This is a genomic window from Variovorax sp. Soil_C_17 (assembly GCF_057657265.1).
In genome coordinates this window covers 401,228-417,868 of record NZ_JBDGIT010000004.1, presented here as the reverse complement: position 1 = coordinate 417,868, position 16,641 = coordinate 401,228, and the positions used below count along the sequence as shown (strand labels likewise).

The 16,641-nt window shown below is 67.0% G+C and carries 17 protein-coding genes; 8 read left to right on the top strand and 9 right to left on the bottom strand.

Going from position 1 to position 16,641, the window contains the following annotated elements; genetic code table 11:
• Positions 1–12: 12 nt before the first annotated feature.
• The 5 genes from AC3A6Y_RS22115 to AC3A6Y_RS22095 are packed head-to-tail and all read left to right on the top strand — an operon-like array spanning position 13 to position 4,882.
• Positions 13–1,512 carry an aldehyde dehydrogenase family protein gene (locus AC3A6Y_RS22115; RefSeq protein WP_487870366.1) on the top strand — a complete coding sequence of 500 codons (1,500 nt, stop codon included), beginning with the start codon at positions 13–15 and terminating at the stop codon, positions 1,510–1,512.
• A 28-nt stretch (positions 1,513–1,540) separates the two neighbouring features.
• Positions 1,541–2,434, top strand: a complete 894-nt coding sequence (gene mmsB, locus AC3A6Y_RS22110; protein ID WP_487870365.1) for a 3-hydroxyisobutyrate dehydrogenase — start codon at positions 1,541–1,543, stop codon at positions 2,432–2,434.
• A 23-nt stretch (positions 2,435–2,457) separates the two neighbouring features.
• A complete protein-coding gene (locus AC3A6Y_RS22105) occupies positions 2,458–3,423 on the top strand; it encodes a Bug family tripartite tricarboxylate transporter substrate binding protein (RefSeq protein ID WP_487870364.1) in 966 nt (321 codons plus the stop codon).
• A 4-nt stretch (positions 3,424–3,427) separates the two neighbouring features.
• Positions 3,428–4,165, top strand: a complete 738-nt coding sequence (locus AC3A6Y_RS22100) for a hypothetical protein (RefSeq protein WP_487870363.1) — start codon at positions 3,428–3,430, stop codon at positions 4,163–4,165.
• Positions 4,166–4,195: 30 nt separating this feature from the next.
• Positions 4,196–4,882, top strand: coding sequence for a GntR family transcriptional regulator (locus AC3A6Y_RS22095; RefSeq protein WP_487870362.1), 687 nt, complete (start codon positions 4,196–4,198; stop codon positions 4,880–4,882).
• A 33-nt stretch (positions 4,883–4,915) separates the two neighbouring features.
• On the opposite strand, the gene AC3A6Y_RS22090 is transcribed toward AC3A6Y_RS22095, so the two are convergent.
• Both AC3A6Y_RS22090 and AC3A6Y_RS22085 read right to left on the bottom strand, forming a co-directional pair.
• The gene (locus tag AC3A6Y_RS22090; RefSeq protein ID WP_487870361.1) at positions 4,916–5,842 is read right to left on the bottom strand and encodes a 2-hydroxyacid dehydrogenase; all 927 of its coding nucleotides are present in this window, start codon (positions 5,840–5,842) and stop codon (positions 4,916–4,918) included.
• 3 nt (positions 5,843–5,845) lie between these two features.
• Positions 5,846–7,600: a dihydroxy-acid dehydratase gene (locus AC3A6Y_RS22085; protein ID WP_487870360.1), complete on the bottom strand. Its 1,755-nt coding sequence runs from the start codon at positions 7,598–7,600 to the stop codon at positions 5,846–5,848.
• A gap of 122 nt (positions 7,601–7,722) precedes the next feature.
• Between AC3A6Y_RS22085 and AC3A6Y_RS22080 the strand changes: the two genes are divergently transcribed.
• The 3 genes from AC3A6Y_RS22080 (at position 7,723) to AC3A6Y_RS22070 (ending at position 10,246) form a co-directional block, all read left to right on the top strand.
• Complete coding sequence (locus tag AC3A6Y_RS22080; protein ID WP_487870359.1) at positions 7,723–7,971, top strand: hypothetical protein; 249 nt, start codon at positions 7,723–7,725, stop codon at positions 7,969–7,971.
• Between the two features lie 52 nt (positions 7,972–8,023).
• Positions 8,024–8,692 (top strand): haloacid dehalogenase type II, encoded by a 669-nt coding sequence (locus tag AC3A6Y_RS22075; RefSeq protein ID WP_487870358.1) that lies wholly within the window; start codon positions 8,024–8,026, stop codon positions 8,690–8,692.
• 228 nt (positions 8,693–8,920) lie between these two features.
• Positions 8,921–10,246 carry an NAD(P)/FAD-dependent oxidoreductase gene (locus tag AC3A6Y_RS22070; RefSeq protein WP_487870518.1) on the top strand — a complete coding sequence of 442 codons (1,326 nt, stop codon included), beginning with the start codon at positions 8,921–8,923 and terminating at the stop codon, positions 10,244–10,246.
• 104 nt (positions 10,247–10,350) lie between these two features.
• On the opposite strand, the gene AC3A6Y_RS22065 is transcribed toward AC3A6Y_RS22070, so the two are convergent.
• The 7 genes from AC3A6Y_RS22065 to AC3A6Y_RS22035 form a co-directional block, all read right to left on the bottom strand.
• Positions 10,351–11,625, bottom strand: coding sequence for an NAD(P)/FAD-dependent oxidoreductase (locus AC3A6Y_RS22065; protein ID WP_487870357.1), 1,275 nt, complete (start codon positions 11,623–11,625; stop codon positions 10,351–10,353).
• Entirely contained in the window at positions 11,622–11,828 is a 207-nt protein-coding gene (locus AC3A6Y_RS22060) for a hypothetical protein (protein WP_487870356.1), read from the bottom strand. Before AC3A6Y_RS22060 ends, AC3A6Y_RS22065 begins: the two co-directional genes overlap by 4 nt.
• 74 nt (positions 11,829–11,902) lie before the next feature.
• Positions 11,903–12,571, bottom strand: coding sequence for a haloacid dehalogenase type II (locus AC3A6Y_RS22055; protein ID WP_487870355.1), 669 nt, complete (start codon positions 12,569–12,571; stop codon positions 11,903–11,905).
• A gap of 79 nt (positions 12,572–12,650) precedes the next feature.
• Complete coding sequence (locus AC3A6Y_RS22050; protein WP_487870354.1) at positions 12,651–14,270, bottom strand: ABC transporter substrate-binding protein; 1,620 nt, start codon at positions 14,268–14,270, stop codon at positions 12,651–12,653.
• A gap of 32 nt (positions 14,271–14,302) precedes the next feature.
• Positions 14,303–14,431 carry a hypothetical protein gene (locus tag AC3A6Y_RS22045; RefSeq protein ID WP_487870527.1) on the bottom strand — a complete coding sequence of 43 codons (129 nt, stop codon included), beginning with the start codon at positions 14,429–14,431 and terminating at the stop codon, positions 14,303–14,305.
• A 52-nt stretch (positions 14,432–14,483) separates the two neighbouring features.
• Entirely contained in the window at positions 14,484–15,410 is a 927-nt protein-coding gene (locus AC3A6Y_RS22040; protein WP_487870353.1) for a GNAT family N-acetyltransferase, read from the bottom strand.
• Positions 15,407–16,573, bottom strand: coding sequence for a DSD1 family PLP-dependent enzyme (locus tag AC3A6Y_RS22035; RefSeq protein ID WP_487870517.1), 1,167 nt, complete (start codon positions 16,571–16,573; stop codon positions 15,407–15,409). Before AC3A6Y_RS22035 ends, AC3A6Y_RS22040 begins: the two co-directional genes overlap by 4 nt.
• Positions 16,574–16,641 lie beyond the last annotated feature (68 nt).

Here is a 16,641-nt window from a genome sequence, read left to right as displayed (position 1 = left end):
AGGAGCCGCAGCATGACTCAAGCCAAGCTCATTGCAGATATCGATCCGCACCGTCTCGCCCGCGCCATCAGCGGCTACAACCTGATCGGCGGCGCACTGATCGGGGCGCGCTCGGGACGCACCTTCCCGGTCGTCAATCCCGCCACCGGAAGCGAGATCGGACAGGCTGCGCACAGCGACGCGAGCGACGTGGACCAGGCGGTCGCAGCGGCGGCGAGCGCTCAGCCTGCGTGGGCCGCCACGGCCGCACGCAAGCGGGGCACCCTCGTGGCCGAATGCTCGCACCTCCTGGCCGAGCACGTGGAGGAACTGGGGCGCCTGGTTGCGCTCGAAACCGGCAAGGCCTTGCGCACCGAGAGCCGCGTCGAGGCTTCCGTCGTCGCCGACGCCCTGCAGTTCTACGGCGGCCTGGGCTCGGAGCTCAAGGGGGAGAGCGTTCCCTTCAGCCCCGACATGCTGACCTTCACCCAGCGCGACCCGATCGGTGTGGTGGGCGTGATCATTCCCTGGAATGCGCCCATGATGCTGATGGCGCTGAAGATCGCGCCGGCCCTGGTGGCAGGCAACACGGTCGTCGTGAAGTCGGCGGAAGAGGCACCGCTGGCGGTGCTGCGCGTGTGCCAGATCCTCAACCAGAAACTTCCTCCGGGCGTGCTGAACATCGTTTCGGGCTACGGAGCGGATTGCGGGGCGCCGCTCGTCGCGCATCCCAGCGTCGGCAAGGTGACCTTCACCGGCTCGGTCGAGACCGGCCGCATCGTCGCGCGCACGGCCGGGGAGAAGCTCATCCCCGTCACGCTCGAACTGGGCGGCAAGAGCCCGATGATCGTGATGGACGACGCCGACCTCCCCAAGGCCGTCGCCGGCGCGGTCAGCGGCATGCGCTTCACCCGGCAGGGCCAGAGCTGCACCGCGGCCAGCCGCATCCTCGTGCACGAGAAGGTCCATGACGAATTCGTCGCCATGCTGAAGGCGCGCGTCGATGCGATGAAGATGGGCGACCCGTTGGACGAGGCGACGGACATCGGCACCATCATCTCGCGGCCCCAGCTCGAGAAGGTGCTCGGCTACATCGAGAGCGGCCGCTCCGAGCCCGGAGCCCGGGCGCACGAATGCTCGCAGCTGCCCGCGGGCGAAGCACTTCGCTCGGGCCTCTTCGTGCGGCCGGTCATCTTCACCGGGCTCGACAACGCCTCCCGCCTCGCGCGGGAAGAGATCTTCGGGCCCGTGACTTGCGTGATCCGCTTCTCCAGCTATGAAGAGGCCTTGGCGATGGCGAACGACAGCGACTTCGGGCTGGCAGCGACCATCTGGACGCAAAACCTGCACACGGCCCTGGACGCCACCCGGCGACTGCAGGCCGGCTTCGTGCAGGTGAACCAGAACATCGTCGTCCAGCCCGGCCTGTCCTATGGCGGCGTCAAGCAATCGGGCCTGGGGCGCGAAGCCTCGCTGGAGGCGATGCTGGACCACTTCACCCACAAGAAGACAGTGATCTTCAACATGACCTGAGCTGGCTTTCTGACAACAAGGAGACATCATGGCCGTCATCGGTTTCATCGGACTGGGCAACATGGGCTTTCCCATGGCATGCCGCTTGAAGGAAGCAGGCCACGCGGTGCGCTGCTTCGACGTGAGCGCGGGCTCCATGGAGCGCGCGCATGACGCGGGGCTGCACCCACGCACATCGGTCGACGAGGCAGTGGCCGGCGCCGAAGTCGTGATCACGATGCTGCCCAGCGGGCGCCACGTGCTGGACGTGCTCGCGGCGCGGGCGCTGCCCTTCGCCCCGGGTGCGCTGGTCATCGACTGCTCGACGATCGATGTCGCGTCCTGCGCCACCTTCCACGAGAGCTTGCAGGCCAAGGGGCTCGCCACGCTCGACGCCCCCGTCTCGGGCGGCGTCGGCGGCGCCGCCGCGGGGACGCTCACCATCATGGCGGGCGGCACGGAAGCTGCCTTTGCGCGTGCGCTCGAGTTCCTGCGCGCCATGGGCAAGAACATCATCCACGCCGGCGCGGCCGGCGCCGGACAGGCCGCGAAGATCTGCAACAACATGCTGGCAGGCATCTCCATGCTGGCGGTGTCCGAAGCCCTTCACCTGGCAAAGCAACTGGGCCTCGATACTCGGAAGTTCTTCGAGATCGCCTCGACCTCCTCGGGCCAGTGCTGGGCCCTCACGAGCTATGCACCCGAGCCCGGCCTGGTGCCGTCTGCCCCGTCCAATCGGGGTTACGAGGGCGGCTTCGCGTCCGAGCTGATGCTCAAGGACCTGCGCCTGGCCGAGCAGGCCGCCGTCGCGAGCCACTCGCCTGCGCTGCTCGGCGCGGCCGCCGCGTCCGTCTATGCCATGCATTGCGCCGCGGGGCGGGGCCGGCTCGACTTTTCTTCCATCATCCAGATGCTCGGCGCTGCGCAGCCCGCGCGTGCCTGAACGAGCCGGACAAGGAGACGCGCATGAAGATCATTCGTCGCACCTTCAACAGCGCGATCGTTGCGCTGCTGTGCACCGGCACCGCCGCCTTCGCGCAAAAGGACACGGGCAAGCTGATCGTGGGCTACCCGGCCGGGCAGTCCGTCGATGCGGTGGCCCGGCTGCTGGCCGAGCGCCTGGGCCCGGCGATCGGCCGAACCCTGATCGTGGAGAACATGCCCGGCCAGTCCGGCAGCATCGCGCTCGAGGCGGTCGCGCGAATGCCCGCCGACGGCAGCATCATGACCTTGTCCGCATCCGCTGCCGTCGCCGGCAATCCGGTGCTCTACAAGAACGTGCGCTACGACAGCGTGAAGGACTTCGAGCCCGTCGGCTTGATCTATGACGCGCCGCTCGTGCTGATGGTGAACACCACCCTGCCGATCAAGTCGCTCGACGAGCTGATCGCCTACGCCAAGGAGCACCGGGGCAAGGTGAACTACTCGTCCCCGGGCAATGGCTCCGTGTCGCACCTCGCCATGTCGGAGCTCATGCGGCGCACCGGCATCGAAATGACGCACCTGCCTTACCAGGGCGCCGCCAAGTCGCTCACGGACCTGGCCGCGGGCCAGGTGCAGGTCTCCTTCGACGCCTATGGCGCCGCCCAGCCCTTCCTGGCGGGCGGACGCGTGCGCGCGATCGCCGTGAGCTCGAGCGAGCGCATCTCCGTGCTGCCCTCGGTCCCGACGGTCGCGGAGAGTGGCCTGGCCGATTTCGATCTCGTGCCGTGGGTCGGCTTGCTGGCGCCTGCCGGCACGCCCAGGGCCGTCGTCGACAAGGTCAGCGAAGAGCTTGCGAAGATCGTGCGCTCGCCCGATTTCTCGCAGCGGATCGTCGGCCTGGGAGGGCGGCCCCGATCCAAATCGGCTGCGGAGTTCAAGAGCTTCGTGCGGCTCGAGGTCGACCGCTGGGCGGCCATCATCAAGAGCTCCGGGGCCCGGCTGGAGTGAGGCGATGATTGCACTCGGCTTGGCCGCGCTCGCCGGCGAAACCCGGCACCATCGCGTGCTGGAGAACGGCTTCAGCTTTCATCGAAGCGAGTGGATGCAAAGCGATCGCGGGCCGGGTCTGTCTCCCACCGTGTTCCTCGTGGAGCAGCCGCCGAACGCCGTGCTTGCACCGCACTTTCATACGCAGAATCAGTTCCAGGTCGTCAAGTCCGGCGGCGGCACCCTGGGTGCCCACGCGGTGGGTCCCGGCTCCGTTCACTACGCCGGCGCGTTCACCGGCTATGGGCCGCTGGTGGCCGGTCCTGCCGGCCTGAGCTATTTCACGATTCGGGCGGTGTACGAAACGGGCGCGAACTTCCTCCCGGCCGCACGGGACCGGCTGCGGCGCGGCCCCAAACGCAATGCCCACGGGCCGGTGCATGAGCCGCTGGCGATCGAAGCGCTTCGCGCCCTCGACGCGCCGCGCCAGGTCCCGCTGATCGCGCCGCAGGACGGCCTCGAGGCCTTTGCCCTGCAGCTCCCGCCCTTTTCGCGACTCGAGCCGATCGAAGCGCGCGGCTCCGGCCAGTTCCAGCTGGTCCTTGCCGGCGTGCTCGAAACGCCGCAGCGGCGGCTGCAGGCGTGGGAGAGCCGCTATCTTTCGCCCGGTGAAGATGCAGGCGGCTGCCTCGCCGGCGCCGCCGGCGCTCACCTGCTGGTGCTGCAGATGCCGGCCGCCGCGCTCGAATACTCGAGCGCGTGAAGCGCCGTTGATCTCTTGTATAACCGTTGCATGACATCTGAGAATTCCAGCGCACTGCGAAAGCGAGGTCCCCAGCCGCTCTCGGCCGAACAGGTCTGCGATCGGATCCGTGCCGCGATCCTGAGCGGGGAGCTCAAGCCCGGATCGAAGCTCACCGAACAGGATCTCGCAACCGAACTCGAAGTGAGCCGAACGCCGGTCCGAGAGGCCATCCGCCAGCTGGAAGTGGAGCGCCTGGTCCGGCGCACGCCCTTCGTGGGCGTCACCGTCACCCAGCTGCGCCCGGAAGAAGTGATCGAGCTGCTGGACATCCGCGAAGTCCTCGAAGGGCTGGTGGCACGGCTCGCCACGCGCAACATGGACATCCACCACCTGCAACGACTCAAGAAGCTGATGCAGCAGCTGGCCGCGAGCGCAAGGAAAGGCGACGTCGCCGTGTACCTCGATCACGCGCTGGCGTTCCGGCGTGCTCTCGTGGAATGCTGCCGCAGCGCCACCTTGTCGGAGCATGTGCTGGCCATCGAGAACCGCCTGCGGTTGACGGGCAGCCGCACCGCGCTGCTGCCGGGGCGCCTGGAAGCGGCCATCGAGGAACACCAGAAGCTGCTGGATGCGATCGAGCGCGGCGATGCCGACGATGCCGAGCGCCTCAATCGCGAACGCATCCGGCACATTCGCGACGCGGTCGCGAGGTCGATTTCGTTCGTCATCTTCTAGCTGAGCGATGGCGAGAACCAGGCGCTGGCGCGGTTAGTAGCCGCGGGACCGATCGACGACGTCCATGAGCTGCTCGCCGCGTCGATGCCGGCGAAGGTTCTCCAGCAAGATGGGTGCAGCGGTCTCGGGCTGGGTCATGCTGGCCACGTGGGGCGTCAGGAACACACGCGGATGCGCCCAGAAGGGATGTTCCGGCGCCAGGGGCTCGGGATCGGTCACGTCGAGAATGGCACGTGAAAGCCGGCCCGAATCCAATGCGTCGATCAGATCCGTATCCACGAGGTGCGGACCGCGACCGACGTTGATCAGTGCCGCTCCGGAAGGCAAGGCGGCAAAGAGCTCTCTGTTCAAGATGCCCTTGGTGGCCGGGGTGAGCGGCAAGAGGCAGATCAGGACGTCGCAGCCCTCCAGGAAGGGCTGCAGCTGCTCGGCGCCGGCGAAACTCTCCACGCCCTCCATGTGGCGCAGGGAGCGGTTCCAGCCGCGCAGCCGGAAGCCGTAGGTCGCCAGCCGCTCCAGGACGGCACGCCCGAGCACGCCCATGCCCATCACGCCGATGGTGCGCGCCGAGGCGGGCGGCACCTCGAGCGCATGCCAGGTCCGCGCCGCCTTGGCCGCCACATAGTCGAAGAAGTCACGGTGCAGGGCCAGGACGGCGAGGCTCACGTACTCCACCATGCCGTTGATGATCCCGGGCTCGACCATCCGCACGATGGGAATGTGCGCGGGCACGGCGGAGAAGTCGACGTGGTCGATGCCGGCGCCCGATGAGAACAGCACCTTCAACCGCGGCAGCGCGGCGAGCAAATCCTGCGGCGCCTGCCAGGCGATCAGGTATTCGATCTCGTCGAGCTTGCCGGCGTCAGGCCAGACGCGGAAATCAATGTCGGGGGCATGTTCTGCAAAGTAGCGCGCCCAGGCTGCGGCACGCGGTGCGTCCGATCGGTAGAGAATCCTCATGGCTCACCAGCCTCCCACCCAGCCATCGAACAGTCCCTCGGGGAGGATCTCCTTGTCGGCGCCGCGCAGGAAGTCGAAGTCGCAGCCGAGGTGCGCCTGCTCGACGTGCTGGTCGTAGAGCTTGCGGTAGCCGCGCACGTGCGTCTGCGGTGGGGGCTGCCAATCCCGGCGCCGACGTTCGAGCTCCTGCGGCTCGACGCAGAGATCCAGCCGACGTGCGGCAACGTCGAGCTCGATGATGTCGCCATCGCGCACGAGGGCGAGCGGGCCGCCGACCGCTGCCTCTGGAGAGACGTGCAGCACGGCGGCGCCATAGGCCGTGCCGCTCATGCGTGCATCGGAGATGCGCAGCATGTCGCGCACTCCGCGCTCGAGCAGCTTGCGAGGAAGGGGCAGCATGCCCCACTCCGGCATCGCCGCTCCCACGGGTCCGGCATTGCGCAGAATCAGTACGCTGTTCTCGTCGATGCCGAGCTCGGGGTCGTCGATGCGGTTGGCGATGGTGTGCACATCCTCGAAGACCACCGCGCGGCCCCGATGGCGGAACAGCTTCGGGTCGGCCGCGCAGGCCTTCATCACGGCGCCTTCGGGCGCAAGACTGCCCTTCACGACCACCAGGGTCTCACCGGACTTCACCGGCTTGTCCAGCGGCCGGATGACCTCGGCGTCGAGCACCTCGGCGGTCTCGATGATCTCGCCGATCGTGCGCCCGTCGACCGTCCGCGCGTCCAGGTGCAGGAGCGGCCTGAGCGTCCTGAGCAGGGCGGGCACGCCACCGGCCGTCATCAGTCGCTCGGTCAGATGTTCGCCGGCGGGCTGGACATTGGCGATGAGCGGCACGCGGCGGGCGATCTCGTCGAAGCGATCCAGGGTCAGCGGCACGCCCACGCGTCCGGCGAGCGCCAGCAGATGAATGATGACGTTGGTCGAGCCACCCACCGCGCACAGGAGCGTGATGGCGTTGTCGAAGGCCCGTGCATCCAGGATTTCCTCGGGGCGTGGGCCGCCTTCGTTGGCCAAGCGGACACTGCAACGGCCCGCCTCGCGGGCGCAGTGACTGCGGCGACGGTCGGTCGCCGGCACCAGGCTGCTGCCGGACAGGGCCACGCCCAACGCCTCGCAAATGGCCGACATCGAAGAGGCGGTACCCATCTCGGCGCAGTGGCCCACGGTTCCCATGACGCTGTTCTCGAAGGAGGCGAAGTCGCATTGAGACTGGCCAGCGCGCAACTGGTCAACCAGACGCCAGACGCCGGTGGCGTTCGCCAACTGCCCGCCGGTCGCCGAGCGCGGCGTCGCCGGGCCGCTGGCCAGGAAGACGAAGGGAATCCTGGCGCTGGCCGCCCCCATCAGCAGCGCCGGCTGCGTCTTGTCGCAGCCGCCGAGCAGCACCACCGCATCGAAGGGATAGCCGCGCAGGGTTTCCTCCACCTCCATCGCCAGCAGGTTGCGGAATGGGAACGAGGTCGGCTTGATGATGTTCTCGCTGATCGACATCATCGGCACCTCGAACGGGATGCCGCCGGCCTCGAGGATGCCCGTGCGCACTTCCTCTGCAAGCGCGCGCAGGTTGAGGTTGCACGGGTTGATGTCGGACCAGGTGTTCAGGATGCCAACGATGGGTCGCGTCATGAGGTCCTCGCGGCTCCACCCGGCCGCGGCAAGCGTGGAGCGGTGCACGAAGCCAGGCAGATCATCCTTGCGGAACCAGCGCGCGCTGCGCAGCGGCCGCTTGTGCGAAGTGGCGTTGTCGCCCATGAGTTCAACCTCCAAAGAATTGGAGAAATGCTACTTGCACGGTGCAAAGCCGACCTGCCGTTTACGCTCGACATTCAGCACGAATGCTTCGGCCTTGCCCGTGGAATGGCACAACCCAATGGATGCCCGCCGCCGGGCGCACGAGCGTGATCGGGAACTGGCTCTGGGCTGAACTTGGCGCGCCGCTCGGCCAGCACAAACGAGCCGCGCACCCGGCCACTTCCGGTTTTTACTGTGCAGCGGCCATGCAGAACGACACCATCTTCGGTGTGCACTGCTTACCATTTCTTTTCATGACATCCAGTGCTTCAAGCCTGCTCGATCCACATGATTTCGTGCCGGCAAAGCCGATGCCATCAACGGCTGCCTGATGGGTTTGCCGCCGCCTGGACTTCACCACCAACTCCCTGCAGGAACACGACCATGACCTTCCGCCCCAAGTACATCACCTTCGATTGCTACGGCACGCTGACCTACTTCCCCATGCACCAGGTGGCCCACGACATCTACGCCGATCAGCTGTCCCCGGAGCAGATGTACCAGTTCAGCAATGATTTCAGCAACTTCCGATTCGACGAAGTGATGGGCGATTGGAAGCCCTATGACCAGATTCTCAAGTCGGCGGTGCAGCGCACCTGCAAGCGCCATGGCCTCACCTACCGCGACGAGGATGCTCAGAGGATCTATGACGCAGTGCCCACCTGGGGTCCGCACGCGGACGTGCCGCACGCGCTGACGCGCGTGGGCAAGAAGATCCCGCTGGTGATCCTCTCCAATGCGATGAACGAACAGATCCACTCCAACGTGAGCAAGCTCGAAGCGCCGTTCCACAAGGTCTTCACGGCAGAGGACGCCCAGGCCTACAAGCCTCGGCTTGCGGCCTATGAGTACATGTTGGAACAACTCGGTTGCGGGCCCGAAGACATCCTGCACGTGTCGGCCAACCCGCGCTACGACATCTTTCCGGCCCACGACATGGGCATCAAGAACAAGGTGTTCGTCAATCGCGGCCACGAACCGCGGCCCAACGAGGCGTTCAACTTCGCCGAGATCCGCGACATCAAGGGCCTGCCCGCGCTGGTTGGGCTCTGACAACGGGGCACCGTGGGCAGCAAGAATCGAGACCTATCGCCGCAGCTGCTCCACGGGAGACATCCATCCAGGACAAGCATGAAACGCAACAACGAACTGAACGGCCCAGGCGACCTCGAAGAAGGCGTCGCGCCGGGCGCGCCGATCGGCTGGGAGAGCAGCGAGCGCGCCGCCAGGTTCTCCGCAGTCCAGACCGTGCCGTCTTTGAACGACGATCGGGCTCCAGCCATGTCACAGCCACTGCGCCTTGTCGAGACTTCGCCCAACCCGCCCGCCCATGCCGACGTCGTCGTGATCGGCGGCGGGATCATCGGCATGTTTACGGCGTACTACCTGGCCCGGCGCGGGCTTTCGGTCGCCGTGGTTGAGAAGGGCCGCATCGGCGCCGAGCAATCGAGCCGCAACTGGGGCTGGTGCCGCCAGCAGAATCGCGACGCGCGCGAACTGCCGATGGCGACCAGGAGCCTCGAGCTGTGGGAGCAGTTTGCCGCCGACACCGGCGAAGACACGGGCTTCTCCCGCTGCGGGTTGTTGTATCTCAGCAATGACGAATCCGAATTGGCCCGCTGGGCCCGCTGGCGCGATTTCGCAAAGACGGCGGGCGTGACCACCCACATGCTGAGCGGCCGGCAGGCCTCGCAGCGCGGTCAGGCGACCGGCCGCGCATGGAAGGGCGGCGTGTTTTCGCCCAGCGACGGCACGGCCGATCCCGCCAGGGCGGCGCCCGCCGTGGCAGCTGCGCTGATGAAGCTGGGCGGCAGCGTCCACCAGAACTGCGCAGCGCGGGGCATCGAGCTCGAGGCCGGCCGCGTCAGCGGCGTGGTCACCGAAGCGGGGACCATCAAGACCCGCGCGGCCGTTCTCGCAGGCGGTGCGTGGGCGTCCTCGTTCTGCCACCAGCTCGGCGTGCGCTTTCCGCTCGCCACTGTGCGCCAATCCATCGTGCGCGTGTCCCCGCTGGAAGAGCGCCTGCCGGATGCCCTGGCGGGCCCGGGTGTCGCGGTGACGCGGCGCCCCGACGGCAGCCACATACTGGCGATCAGCGGCCGGGGGCGCGTGGATCCGACGCCGCAGCTGATGCGCTTCGCGCCGCAGTTCGTGCCCATGTTCGCCAAGCGCTGGCGCAATGTGTTTCCCGGCGGCCTGGAAGGCATCCGCTGGGGCCATGAAACCCGCGCGCGATGGAAGCTGGACGCGCCCACGCCCATGGAACGGGCGCGCATCCTCGATCCCAGGCCTGATCCGGCGGGCGTGCGCGAGACCCACCGGCGTGCCGTCGACCTGTTGCCTGCACTCGGCAAGGCGCCTATCGCCGGCACTTGGGCGGGTTACATCGACAGCACGCCCGACGGCATCCCCGGAGTCGGAGAAGTGCCGCAGGTGCCCGGGTTCATCCTGGCCGCGGGCTTTTCCGGGCACGGCTTCGGCATCGGTCCGGGCGCCGGCCACCTGATTGCCGACCTCGTCACCGGCGCAAGCCCGATCTTCGATCCCGCGCCTTTCAGTCCAGGCCGGTTCGACAAGTCGGCGTGGGGCAAGGTGGCCGATTTCTAGTGGGCTAGGCCAGCCGAAGCATTCACGAGCAGGCCATCAAGACGAAAGCACTGGCAACGGCCTACTACGGGCGACACCAGTGCGTTCGCGCCGGGCACCGATACTTACCGCAAGACGTCCATCAGCCTGTAGTACGCACCCACGGCAGGAAGAAACCACGGCTTGCCGAAATGCCCGGGGATTGCGGGCCAATCGAAGTCCTTCCACGGATTGCGCCCGTGGTTTCCGTCCATCACTTCTGCCATCACAGTGCCCATGTAGGTGGACATCTGCGTTCCATGGCCGCTGTAGCCCATGGAGTAGTAGACGCCATCACGCTCGCCGGCCCGAGGTAAGCGGTCGCGGGTCATGTCGACCAGGCCGCCCCAGCAGTAATCGATGCGCACGTTCGAGAGATAGGGGAAGGTGGCGACCATGTCGCGGCGCAGGATCTCACCACTTTTCTTGTCCGATTCCGGGCCCGGGGCGGCGAAGCGCGCGCGACCGCCGAAAAGGAGCCTGTTGTCCGGCGTGACGCGGAAGAAGTTCACGAGATTGCGGGTGTTCGTTGCATTGCGGCGTCGCGGCAGGATCCGATCCAGCACGTCCTGTGGCAGTTGCTCCGTGACGATGATGTAAGCACCCACCGGAACGATGCGCCGACGGAACCAGGCGAGGGGGCCCACCGCCGATGTGCCGGTGGCAAGCAGGACTTGGCGCGCCTGCACGCGCGCGCCGGGCGTTTCCACCTCGTGACCCTCTGAGGTCCGGCGCAGTGCGGTCAAGGGCGTGTTCTCGTGGATGCGCACGCCTTTGCGCGCTGCGGCGCTCGCCAGCCCCTGGACAAACTTGCCCATGTGCATGCCCGCACTCTTGCCGAACACCAGCCCGCCGTAGTAGGCGTCCGACCCCAATTCTTCGGACAACGCGGATTTCGACACCATGTGGGTGTCCGGGTCGACCTCACGCGCCAGCAGTTCCTGCGAGCGCGCCAGCTTGTCGTAGTGAGCGGGCTTGGCCGCGAGCTTGAGCTTGCCGGTGCGGCGGAAGTCGCAATCGATTCCTTCCTCGCCGATGATCCGCTCGACCGTGTCCACGCCGGCGTCGAAGCTGCGGTACAGCAGGTTTGCCCGTTCGGTGCCCAGCCGCGCACACATGGCGGCGTAGTCCTGGGCAAAGCCGTTGTTGACATGCCCGCCGTTGCGGCCCGAGGCAGCGTTTCCGACACGCTCGGCCTCCAGCAGCACCACTTGCGCGCCCTTATTTGCCAACGCCAGAGCGGCGGAAAGGCCGGTGAACCCGCCGCCCACTACGACGACGTCCGCACGACCGCCCGGAGGTCCTTGCACCGCTGCGTCGAAGCGTGGCGCGGTGTCGTGCCAGTACGAGGCGAGTTTCATGAAGCATCTCCCTGGCGTCGCATGGCGACGGCGTCGATTTCGATGAGATGGCCGTGATGCACCGCCGGCGCCCGAACTACGTTGCGGGCCGGCCGGGCCGGCCCCACGGATTCGACGCAGATCTTGCTGAGACGCGGATAGTGGGCCACTTCGACTGCATTGCCGGCCACCTCGGTATCGGCCCAGAATGGTTCGATCTTCATCTTGATGCCATTGGGGAACGGCCCGGTGGCAGATCCATCTCGAATCGAGCTGTCAACGGTGCCTCGCCCCCGTTTCACAAGCCGACCAGCGCGGGCAGGCCGTTGATGTCGCGGATCTCCGCGAAGCTGTAGGCTTCGTTGGGCCGCGGTTCGTGGCCGCGATTGACGAACACCTTGTTCTTGATGCCCATGTCGTCGGCCGAGAAGATGTCGTAGCGCGGGTTGGCCGACACGTGCAGGATCTCGTCCGGCGCACAGCCGAGCTGGTCCAGCATGTACTCGTACGCAGCCAAGCGGGGCTTGTATGCGCCGGCGTCCTGTGCGGTGTAGATCTTATGGAACGGTGCTTGGAGCTTGTCCACGTTGGACTGGATATGTTCGTTCATCGCATTGGACAAAATCACCAGCGGGATCTTCTTGCCCACGCGAGTCAGCGCATGCGGCACGTCCGCGTGCGGGCCCCAGGTCGGGATGGCGTCATAGATCCTTTGCGCGTGCTCGTCCTTGAACGTGAGGCCGTGGCGCTTGCAGGCGCGCTGGAGGGACGACTGGATCACCTGCTTGTAGGGCTTCCAGTCGGCCAGCACTTCGTCGAAGCGGTAGTCGGAGAAGTTCTTGATGAAGAGGTGCATCTGCTCGGGCGGCAGCTGGCCCTCGTAGATGTCATGCGCCACTTGATGCATGGGAAAGTAGGTCAGCGTGCCGTAGCAATCGAAGGTGATGTACTTGGGGCGGAAGGTCATGGTCGTGTTCCAGAGAGTGTTGATGTGCAAAGCTGAGGTGGCCGGGAATCCCTGATTGAGAAAATGCGAACCGGTGAGGTCATGCTTCCAGCCAGACGTGTTCGGCGAAGCTGGAGCCCATCATTCCGCCGAGCGGTATTTGCGACAGGCCCTTGAGCTTGCTGACGTGCCCATCGATGCTGGAGGTGAACATCGGGATCCCGATGCCGCCTTCGTTGTGGATCATCACCTGCATGTCCGCATACATCTGGGCGCGCTTGACCGCGTCGGTTTCGCCGCGCGCGGCCACCAGCAGCTGGTCGAACTTCTCGTTCTTCCAGCCCGCTTCGTTCCAGGGTGCATCGGACTTGAAGAACAAGGTCAACGCCAGGTCGGCGCTGGGGCGCGTGTTGACGTTGCCGAAGCCCACGGGGTGCTTCATCCAGTGCGTCGACCAGTACCCGTCGGCAGGCATGCGCTTGACCTCCAGGTTCAGCCCGATCTGCTGGGCCGCCTGCTGCAGCACCAGGGCCATCTCCACCGAGTTGACCGCGGCGGGCGAGACCACCACCGGGACGGCGGTGCTGCCCAGGTTGGCCCTTTGAAGGTGCCACTTGGCCTTCTCGGGATCGTACGGACGCTGCGCCAGGCCCTTGAAGTGGAAGCGGCTGTGCGGGCCGATGGGCTGGTCGTTGGCGACTACGCCATAGCCCTGGGAGATGGTCTTGAGCATCTGCTCGCGATTGAACAGGTGCTTCATGGCCAGCACGAAATCAGGGTTGGAGCCGGGGCTGCGATCGAAGCGCATGACCAGGTCCGTGTACGAGACCGCCTTGGACTCGAAGATCGCGTGCTGGCCGGTGGCCTTCACGCGTTCGACCGAGCGCGGGTCGACCGCGCTGATCAAGTCCAGCTGGCCCCCCAGCAGCGCGTTGACGCGTGCCGACTCATCGGTGATGGCCAGGAACTCGACCTCGTCCAGATACGGCCGGTTCGGCTTCCAGTAGTTCTCATTGCGCACGGCGATGGAGCGCACCCCGGGCTTGAACTCCTTGACCTTGTAGGGGCCGGTGCCGATGCCGGCACTGAAGTCGGTCGTGCCTTCCTTGACGATGTGGAAGTGGTAGGTACCCAGGATCACGGGCAGGTCTGCGTTGGGCGAGGTCAGGCGGAAGGTCACCTCGTTGGGGCCGGTGGCCGTCACCTGCTCGATCTGGTCGGCCAGGACTTTGGCCTTGGATGCGGTCGCCGGGTCCTTGTGCCGCATCATCGAGAACACCACGTCGGCCGGCGTCAGCGGCTTGCCGTCGTGGAAGCTCACGCCCTTGCGCAGCTTGAACACCCAGGTCTTGGCGTCCTTGGTGCTGAACTCCTCGGCCAGCGACGGCTGCGCCGCCAGGCTGCCGTCCAGCGAGGTCAGCCCGTTGTAAAACATGAAGCCGCGGGCGTAGTCGGTACCGTTGGCCTGCCTGGCGGGATCGAGCGTGTCGTTCACGCCCGAGGAGGTACCCGCCACCCGAATGCGACCGCCCTTGCGCGGCGTCTGCGCGTGTGCCGTGCCGGCCAGCGTCGCGACGCTGCCCGCCAGCGCGGCCTGCATGCCGCCGGCCATCAGCATCGCCAGCACGTCGCGCCGGTTGGCACCGCGCTGCAGCTGGCCCATCAGGCGCGTGCTTTCCTCGGCCCCGATCAGGCCCTTGAGATTCGTGTGCTCGTTCATGGTTGACTCCTCGATGGGTGGCGAGATCGGCTTCAGGCGAGCTTGTCCTCGAGCCGTTGGCAGGCCCCTACCAGCGGCAGGAACCACGGGGGTCCGACATGGCCCGGGATGGCCGGCCAGTCGAAGTCTTTCCAGGATTCAGTTCGGCGCGCCAGCTTCATCGTGGCGCCTCCTGCGTTTCCCGCGTCTTCGTGCGCAGCATCGTGATGTCTCCTAGTTGAACGACTGGTTGGCCAGCGCGAACATGCGTGCCGGCCCCGCCGGCGGGACATGCGGCCCCTTGACCATGGTGGTGGCGTCGCCGACCTGGCGCAGGCCGATGCTGTCGAGCCAGTCCCCGAGCTGGGTGGTGGCAGCGGTGTCGACGCGCACGAAAACCTGGCCGAGTCGCGCGAGCGCAGCTTCGATCAAGGCGCGCGCATCGGCCGCACTTTCGGCGACCACGGGACCGATGACGTGCCCGCGGCCGAACAGGCGCGAAATGGCGTAGCCGCGCGGCTCGCCGTCACGCACGAGCACGTGGCCCTCACCGGCCTGGAGGAGCCGATCCAGCATCTGCCGCCGGGCAAAGCACGTGGCCTGCCGGTCCAGATCCGCGATCGCCTCGACATCCGCCGGCGTCATTGTCCTGACCAGACTGGCCGGTGGCGCCTGGTGGCGCTCGTGGGGAACGCCTTGATGCTGCTGGATGACGCCGATGCGCACAAAGCCGCGCTTTTCGTAAAGCGCCAGACCTTCGGCCGTCGAGTTCAGCGTGATGCTCCGCGGGTGCGCCGCTGCCAGCAGCGCATCCATCAGCCGGGCACCGTGGCCACGGCCCTGGGCAGCCTTGGCAACGATGATCATCCCCATCGAAGCCTGGGTCCCGCCGTAGTCCCACCAGGCCGCGGTCGCGATCACTGTACCGGCGCCGTTGCGCAGCACGAAACCCTGGCCGAGCTCGAGGGCGAAGGCCCAGTCCTCGAGCCGGTAGGGCCAGGACATCTCCTGCGAAAGCTGCAGTGCGCTTTCCAGATGTTCCGTGGCGAACGGAAGCAGCACCGCATCGTGGTCGCCCGAGACCACGGCCTGCGTGGCGTGGCGTGCCGGGGTCGCCGTCCGGTGCGTCGGGCTGCCGGTCGCGATCTGCTCGCCGCTCATCGCCACCCCCCGAAACGCGACCACTCGGCTTCGACCCGATCGGATGCGCCGCGAACGACGTGATAGGCCCGATGCTGGGCGCCTGTGGCGCAGGCGTGGTTCGGCAGGATCCGCACACGATCGCCGATCGCCAGATCGGGCAGCTTGCCCGCCGAGCCGGGACGCACCGTGATGATGCCGTGCTCCTGGTTGGCATCGGCGACGATCAGGTCCGGATACGGCACGCCGGCGGCGTTGCACACCAGCCCATAGCCTTGGTCGATTGCCTGCCTGCGGGTGCCGCGGTCCTGCGACAGCGCCATCCAGCCGGCGTCGACCACGATCCATCCCTTGCTGCGCTGGTGGCCGATCACCGTCGCCAGCACCGACAGCGCGATGTCGTCGATCTGGCAGACACCGATGCCGGCCATCACGAGATCGAAGAACACGAACACGCCGGCACGCACTTCGGTGACGCCGGTGAAGTCGGTGGCGTTGTGCGCGGTCGGTGTGGAGCCGACGCTGACCACCGGGCAGGGCAAGCCCGCCTCGCGCAGGATGGCGGCGGCATCGACCACGCTGCGGCGCTCCGCCTCGGCACATTCACGCAAGGCCTCGGCCCCGCGGGCCGAATAGCTGTCGCCGGCGTGCGTCATCACGCCACGCAGTCGGGCGCCGTCTTCGAGGGCGCGGCCGATGTCCAGCAGCAGTTGCCGGTCGGTCGGCAGCACGCCGGAGCGATGGCCGTCGCAGTCGATCTCGATGAGCGCCGGAATGCACGTGCCGGCCCCGCGCGAGGCCTGGGCGACGGCTTGCGCCTGCTCCACGGTGTCCAGCACCACGGTGACGTCGGCGCCCCCGGCGCGCAGCGCCAGCACCTGGGGCAGCTTCGATGGCGCAATGCCGACGGCGTAGACGATGTCCCGCACGCCGGCCGCCGCGAACTGTTCGGCTTCGAGCAAGGTCGAAACGGTCGCCGGACCCGACGGCGACGTCATGACGCGCCGGGCGACCTCCACCGACTTGGACGTCTTGAGGTGGGGACGCAGCGTCACGCCCTGGCCGTCCAGCCTGGCTTTCAGGCGCGCGATGTTCCGCTCCATCCGCTCGGTGTCGAGGAGGAGGCAAGGCGTCGCCAGGTCCTCCAGGGTCGTTGCGATCCGTTCGGCTTGCGCCTGCTTCATGGCGATGGACTGGCCCAATGTCGTGCTCCAAGTTGTCTGGTCCGATGCGGCCTGCTGGATGCGGACCG